Raw genomic sequence first — 5115 nt, forward strand, 5'->3', positions numbered from 1 at the left:
GCGGTTTGGAACTTTATTCAATGCTACATGGATATCAGCCAGCCATTACCTGATTTACCGCAATTTGAGCCTTTTCGACATACCGACCCCTTTACCAAAGCGTGGGATGTAAAGCACAACCGCGACCCGCATTATTGGCGCAATATGAGCAAAAAAGAAATCAACCAAGCATATAAGCGCCAGCACAGAATCAATGTTGAGCACGCAGAAGCAATTTTGCAGGGCTCTCAATAAAGTGGGGGGGGATGATTAGGCAGGGAAGGAGCTGCTACATAAAATTGTCTCCAGAAGGCGCGTAATTTCTTGCGCGAAAAACCGCTCCTACAGTATCGCGAAGAATATTTAGGTTAAATAATGAGCAGTGAAAATAGCATTTTTAGTTACGAACCCAGCGCTTATCGCAGCGAACAAGCCAAAGAGTTATATTTGGCCAAGCCATCCCATCGCGCCATGGTGCTGAATAAAAGCCAAGACTTATGGGAGGTGTATCCCCCTAATGTCCTCGACAGCCATGAAGTGGACGATCTCTTTGTTGAAGATAAAGAAGGCGGCCCTAAATTTTCAGAAAAGCAAATAGAGCGCTTTGATGCTGAAATGATCCGCTATCCTACCTTAGGTAAGCTCAACGATAAGATATTTTTTGTGTTACTTGCTGGCAGTGTGGGAGCTCTTAAACTAGCACTTATCGCCTTATTTCTATTTGTTGTTACAGGTATTTTTTCAGGGTTTATTGATGGTGGCATGACGGAGCAATTCTGGCCGTCATTTTGGGAAACAATGTATGTTGGGGGGGTCGGCATAATCCTCCCATGTATTATTTCTGCAGTTATTTGCACCCCGATTTTACTCTTCTGTATCAAGAAATTCGCTAAACATGTTAAACCCCATTTTGAGTTAAATCGCCGCACTGGGCGGGTAAAGCAGTGGTGTAAAAAAACCAATAAATTACTTTACGATGTGGCGTTTAAAGATTGCGTTGCCGAAACCATTAACATCTCAACCCATCAAGGCATCACGGATTACCACCAAGTGTTTTTGCGCTGCACCACCGAGCCCAAATTAAAGATAGATATTGCACTATTTGGTGACAATAAGCTGGGCCATGACGTCACGGCCATCTGGAACTTTATTCAGCGTTATATGGACACCTCACGCCCATTGCCCGACGTGCCGACCTTTGAAATAAGCCGCCACCTTGATCCCGTCACCGCAGCCCATGACAAAAAGATCCAGCGCAACCCCAGATATTGGCGTGACATGGCCCTAAAAGATTTATACGAGCAAAAAGCGCAATTGATCCAAGCAGTAAGAGCTTTGCCCAAATTTGCTTAGCTGGCCGCGTGTTTATTCGCGATTTAAAAATCGCTCCTACTGGAATGAGGATGGGTAGGAGCGCAATTTATTGCGCGAAACAGCGTGTGAATGGTTGAAAGATTCGCGGTTTAAAAACCCACCGCATCGTAAGGGATGTCGGCAAAGGTTAACTGCCTTGGTTTAGCCAAATTTAGACACAATAATGGTGAGTTAAATTTAAATTTAAATTTAAATTCAATATGTTAGCTCGTGAAAACTGGTTATGGATTTTATTGTCAATAATACTGGGTTAGAATGCTTTATCTTTTTGTGACTTACTTGCTAAATCGAATGTCATTGTATCACTCACCCCACCGCGAATACGCAAACACGGCCTATCATGGTCAAGGCCCCAATCCAACGCCCGCCGCCAGCGATAGCTTTTTTAAAACCGTGTTGACCAAGGTGAAATTGCCTTGGGGCGATCATACTTGGCTTAGTCCAACAAAATATCAATTTAAGAAGGCGGCTGAGCCGGGTAAGTTAAGTCACGATACCTCCATCGATCATCAAACTTATCGTATAGAGACGGGGCCTGATTGTTCTGGTTCAGTTTTTATGGGGGTTATACAGTCGATTTTTCTTATTGGAAGTTTTCCACTGGCTTGGGAATACCTACGAGAAAAGAACTGTCACGGGAACAGTTGATAAAGGAGGTATCGCTTGAATTCAGATTATTACCATTCTACCGCGTACCGTAAATCTATGTGCCCTGAAGGGCGGGATAAGGCTAAATCCAGTAAGCTAAATATATTAACCGAACATACACAGCTGCCTTGGTATTCTGATTACACCTATTTAAATAATTTAAGGTGGCAATTTCCACTGAGATGGTTGGACTACCACTTAGTAAGAAAGAAAAATAACTTTCCTGCGAACTGTGAAATAACCCATGAAACATTGAAAAATGGGGGGGGGGGGGTTAGGGGTGTTAGACACCTTGTTGCTTGTTTTGTTTTTAATCACGGTCACTTTTTCTTTCCCAGCGGCTTGGTTTTGGACAGTTGTTTTATGGATAACGTATATTGTGTTTCTGTTTGCTGAACGTGCAGATTTTAATATACATTTGATTTTTTTGGCGCCTATCTTATTTATTCCAATAACATACATACATCAAGTTATCAAACGCATACAGGTTAAGCGCTATGTTATAAAACCAAGCTGGAACGGTGAAGGCTTTTATCGCCGTACCGGTATGGTCGTAACGGCCTATGGAGAATATCATTTCACCGAGTTTGACCCCATTATAGAGCGAACCTTTATGCAAAATGGCACCGCTAGCTTAAGCTTGGTATTGCGTTTGAGGGAGCCTCCCAAAGATATCCCACAATTTACACTTCACATAGCAAGTGCTGGCTCTAACTTGGCACATGCTAGGGCAGCGTGGGACTTTTTGCTGCGTTATATGGACGTGGAAGAGCCGCTACCCGATGTGCCAGACTTAGAAGCATTTCGCGCATTAGACCCAACTACCTGTGCTTATGACCAAGCAGGCAAAAGGGCATTTCCTGATAATTTTTGGTTCGACTTGTATAAAAATAACTCTGAAACAAAATTTATAAATTTCTTATGGAGTACTGAAGGGAGAAACAAAGACAACCCCATCGCAAAGATGGAAAGTGAGTACATGGAAATAGTTTCTGGCTACGCACCCGCACGACCACCTTATGTACCAAAAAACCTAAGGAGAAAACGGGCTAGAAGTGGCGTTAAAAAGCAAAGTAAGCGGCAAATGAAAAAAGAAAGAATGGATAGCCACCTTAGTTAAAGCAAAGTGGTGGCCCGTTTGGTTATAAAACACGAAAACTTTGTTGTTTAACCGTATTTGAACGACATTTCGGGCCTTTATCGAGCGGCTAGCCGGCGGCGAGCGATCTCTAGTTCAACATTGATGGTAGGGTTGGTTATTTCGTCAGCTACTATAACAAAAACCTATTAAATATCGGGGATATTGAGCTGCTGGCTAAAGCTAATAACGGCGCTGAAAACGAGCAATATGTGAAGGTTTATTAAGGTAAGCCCTTAATGAAGGTGGTTATGGGGAGGGTAACTAACTGCGTGCAGATGGTTCGTGATTTTGGTGGGGGCTAATCATCCTATTTAGATGTTAAGCAACAAACTTACGTCAAACAGGCCGGTGTACGGCCTTTAAGTATATTAATAATAATTTTAGTTTAACGTTAACCGAGCAGCTTAAGGCCTCCCATGACAGTTGAAAATAATGTGTACGCCGACACCGCCTATCGCGGCAGTCAATGTACTAGTATCAATGAAATATACCAAGCAAGTATGCTTGAGCACTTGCGAATCGATAGTCAATTAATTTGGTATAATCAATATAGTTTTAAGAACCCGATAAACTGGCAATTCCCATCGTATTGGTACCGTGAATTTAACTTGCAATATCAGTCCTCAAGCTTTCCTGAACACTGGGCTTGGAGTGAAAAAGCATTTAAAACGTCTTTTGAAGAAGGTACGTCGAGTGAGTTTTTTTTCGTATTATTGGGTCTTCCTGCCAGTTTCTTATCTTTTCCAATGGCATGGATATGGATTATTGCCTGCTGGGCGGCCTTTATAGTTGGTAGTGCTATTGAGATGCAGTTTTTACCTTTGAAGGTTTTTCTCATTTTTGGTTTACTGCCGCCTATAGTGGCTTGTTTTGGGACTTATCTAAACTATTGGTTAACTGATAAAAGTATAAGGGACTTTAAACGCTATCGTTGGAATGGAGAAGGGTGTTATCGCCGAACCGGTAAAGTGAAACACGCATATATCGGGGAGGCTAACTTTACCGATTGTGTGCCCGTGGTGGAGCATAATGTGATGACAAATGGCACCACCCATTTAAGTTTAGTGTTGAAATACCGGCACCCCGAAAACCCATACCAGTCGTTTGAGATACAAATATTCAGTGGCGGCACCGATTATTCACAAATTGAGGCCGCATGGGATACGCTACTGAGATACATGGATGTGGAGCAGCCCCTACCGGATATCCCAAGTCTGGAGCCGTTTCGCCATTTAGACCCGACCACTGCGGCGTTTGATAAAGCGGGTAAGCGGGGGCGACCGAATAACTTCTGGGTCGATTTTTATGCCAAGCACAGCAAACCAGAGTGGCAAGATTACTTTACTCAATATGACGGACTTCGCAGTGATAACCCCATCAAGGTGATGGAAGAAGAATATCGTGTGATGATGAATGGCTTTGCGCCTTACGTACCGCCGTATATCCCCGAAGAAGTTTATCAGCAGCGGCTCAAGGCAACGCAGGATGCTGACGATATGGATATCAAACTCACCGAAGAAACTGAAGCTAGTTAAATACATTAACTCACCATGTCCCAGCCTAAGCCATGGTGAGTTTTTGGTCACGGCGTTTGACTATCAAGAGCTGTTATCTAATCTGTATAAAGTGAACCTATTTCTTGCCAGCACGCGTTATGATAACGCGCCTGATAAAGTGGTGGACCAAGTCGCCAAATTGAGTATTTGGCAAGACGGGGCTTGCAGCGCCAAGTGCACGGCATCATCAGTGGGTTTACCCAAAAAGACACCGGCCATCACCATACTTTTTATCAGCTTGAATTAGTGCCCAGCGCCGCGCGTTTAGCGCTGCGCCATAACAGCCGCATCTTTCAGCAGCTTAATGGTAACTATTCACCAGGAGCAGCTTGACACCCCCAAATTTTTTTCGTGACCACTCTCACTCGATCTTAAATATCCCTTGAGCGATCCTTTTCTGGTGTCATTCTTATCCGA

At 43.4% G+C, this 5115-nt stretch carries 5 protein-coding genes and 1 pseudogene; all 6 read left to right on the top strand.

Going from position 1 to position 5115, the window contains the following annotated elements; genetic code table 11:
• Positions 1–234 (top strand): annotated as a pseudogene (locus tag K1M91_RS20880) (hypothetical protein); the annotation flags it as partial.
• Positions 235–354: 120 nt separating this feature from the next.
• Entirely contained in the window at positions 355–1332 is a 978-nt protein-coding gene (locus K1M91_RS20885) for an alkaline shock response membrane anchor protein AmaP (RefSeq protein WP_232804195.1), read from the top strand.
• Positions 1333–1644: 312 nt separating this feature from the next.
• Complete coding sequence (locus K1M91_RS20890; protein WP_232804196.1) at positions 1645–2001, top strand: hypothetical protein; 357 nt, start codon at positions 1645–1647, stop codon at positions 1999–2001.
• A 280-nt stretch (positions 2002–2281) separates the two neighbouring features.
• Positions 2282–3121 (top strand): hypothetical protein, encoded by an 840-nt coding sequence (locus K1M91_RS20895; protein ID WP_232804197.1) that lies wholly within the window; start codon positions 2282–2284, stop codon positions 3119–3121.
• A gap of 437 nt (positions 3122–3558) precedes the next feature.
• Positions 3559–4677 (top strand): hypothetical protein, encoded by a 1119-nt coding sequence (locus tag K1M91_RS20900; RefSeq protein ID WP_232804198.1) that lies wholly within the window; start codon positions 3559–3561, stop codon positions 4675–4677.
• Between the two features lie 183 nt (positions 4678–4860).
• Positions 4861–5031, top strand: coding sequence for a contractile injection system protein, VgrG/Pvc8 family (locus tag K1M91_RS20905; protein ID WP_232804199.1), 171 nt, complete (start codon positions 4861–4863; stop codon positions 5029–5031).
• Positions 5032–5115: the final 84 nt, after the last annotated feature.

The sequence above is a fragment of the Motilimonas sp. E26 genome (genome assembly GCF_021278025.1).
GTDB lineage: Bacteria > Pseudomonadota > Gammaproteobacteria > Enterobacterales > CBDFNC01 > Motilimonas.

Coding starts and splice junctions, on each gene's coding strand:
- K1M91_RS20885 (WP_232804195.1), top strand. CDS start 355: ATGAGCAGTGAAAATAGCATTTTTAGTTACGAACCCAGCGCTTATCGC.
- K1M91_RS20890 (WP_232804196.1), top strand. CDS start 1,645: ATGTCATTGTATCACTCACCCCACCGCGAATACGCAAACACGGCCTAT.
- K1M91_RS20900 (WP_232804198.1), top strand. CDS start 3,559: ATGACAGTTGAAAATAATGTGTACGCCGACACCGCCTATCGCGGCAGT.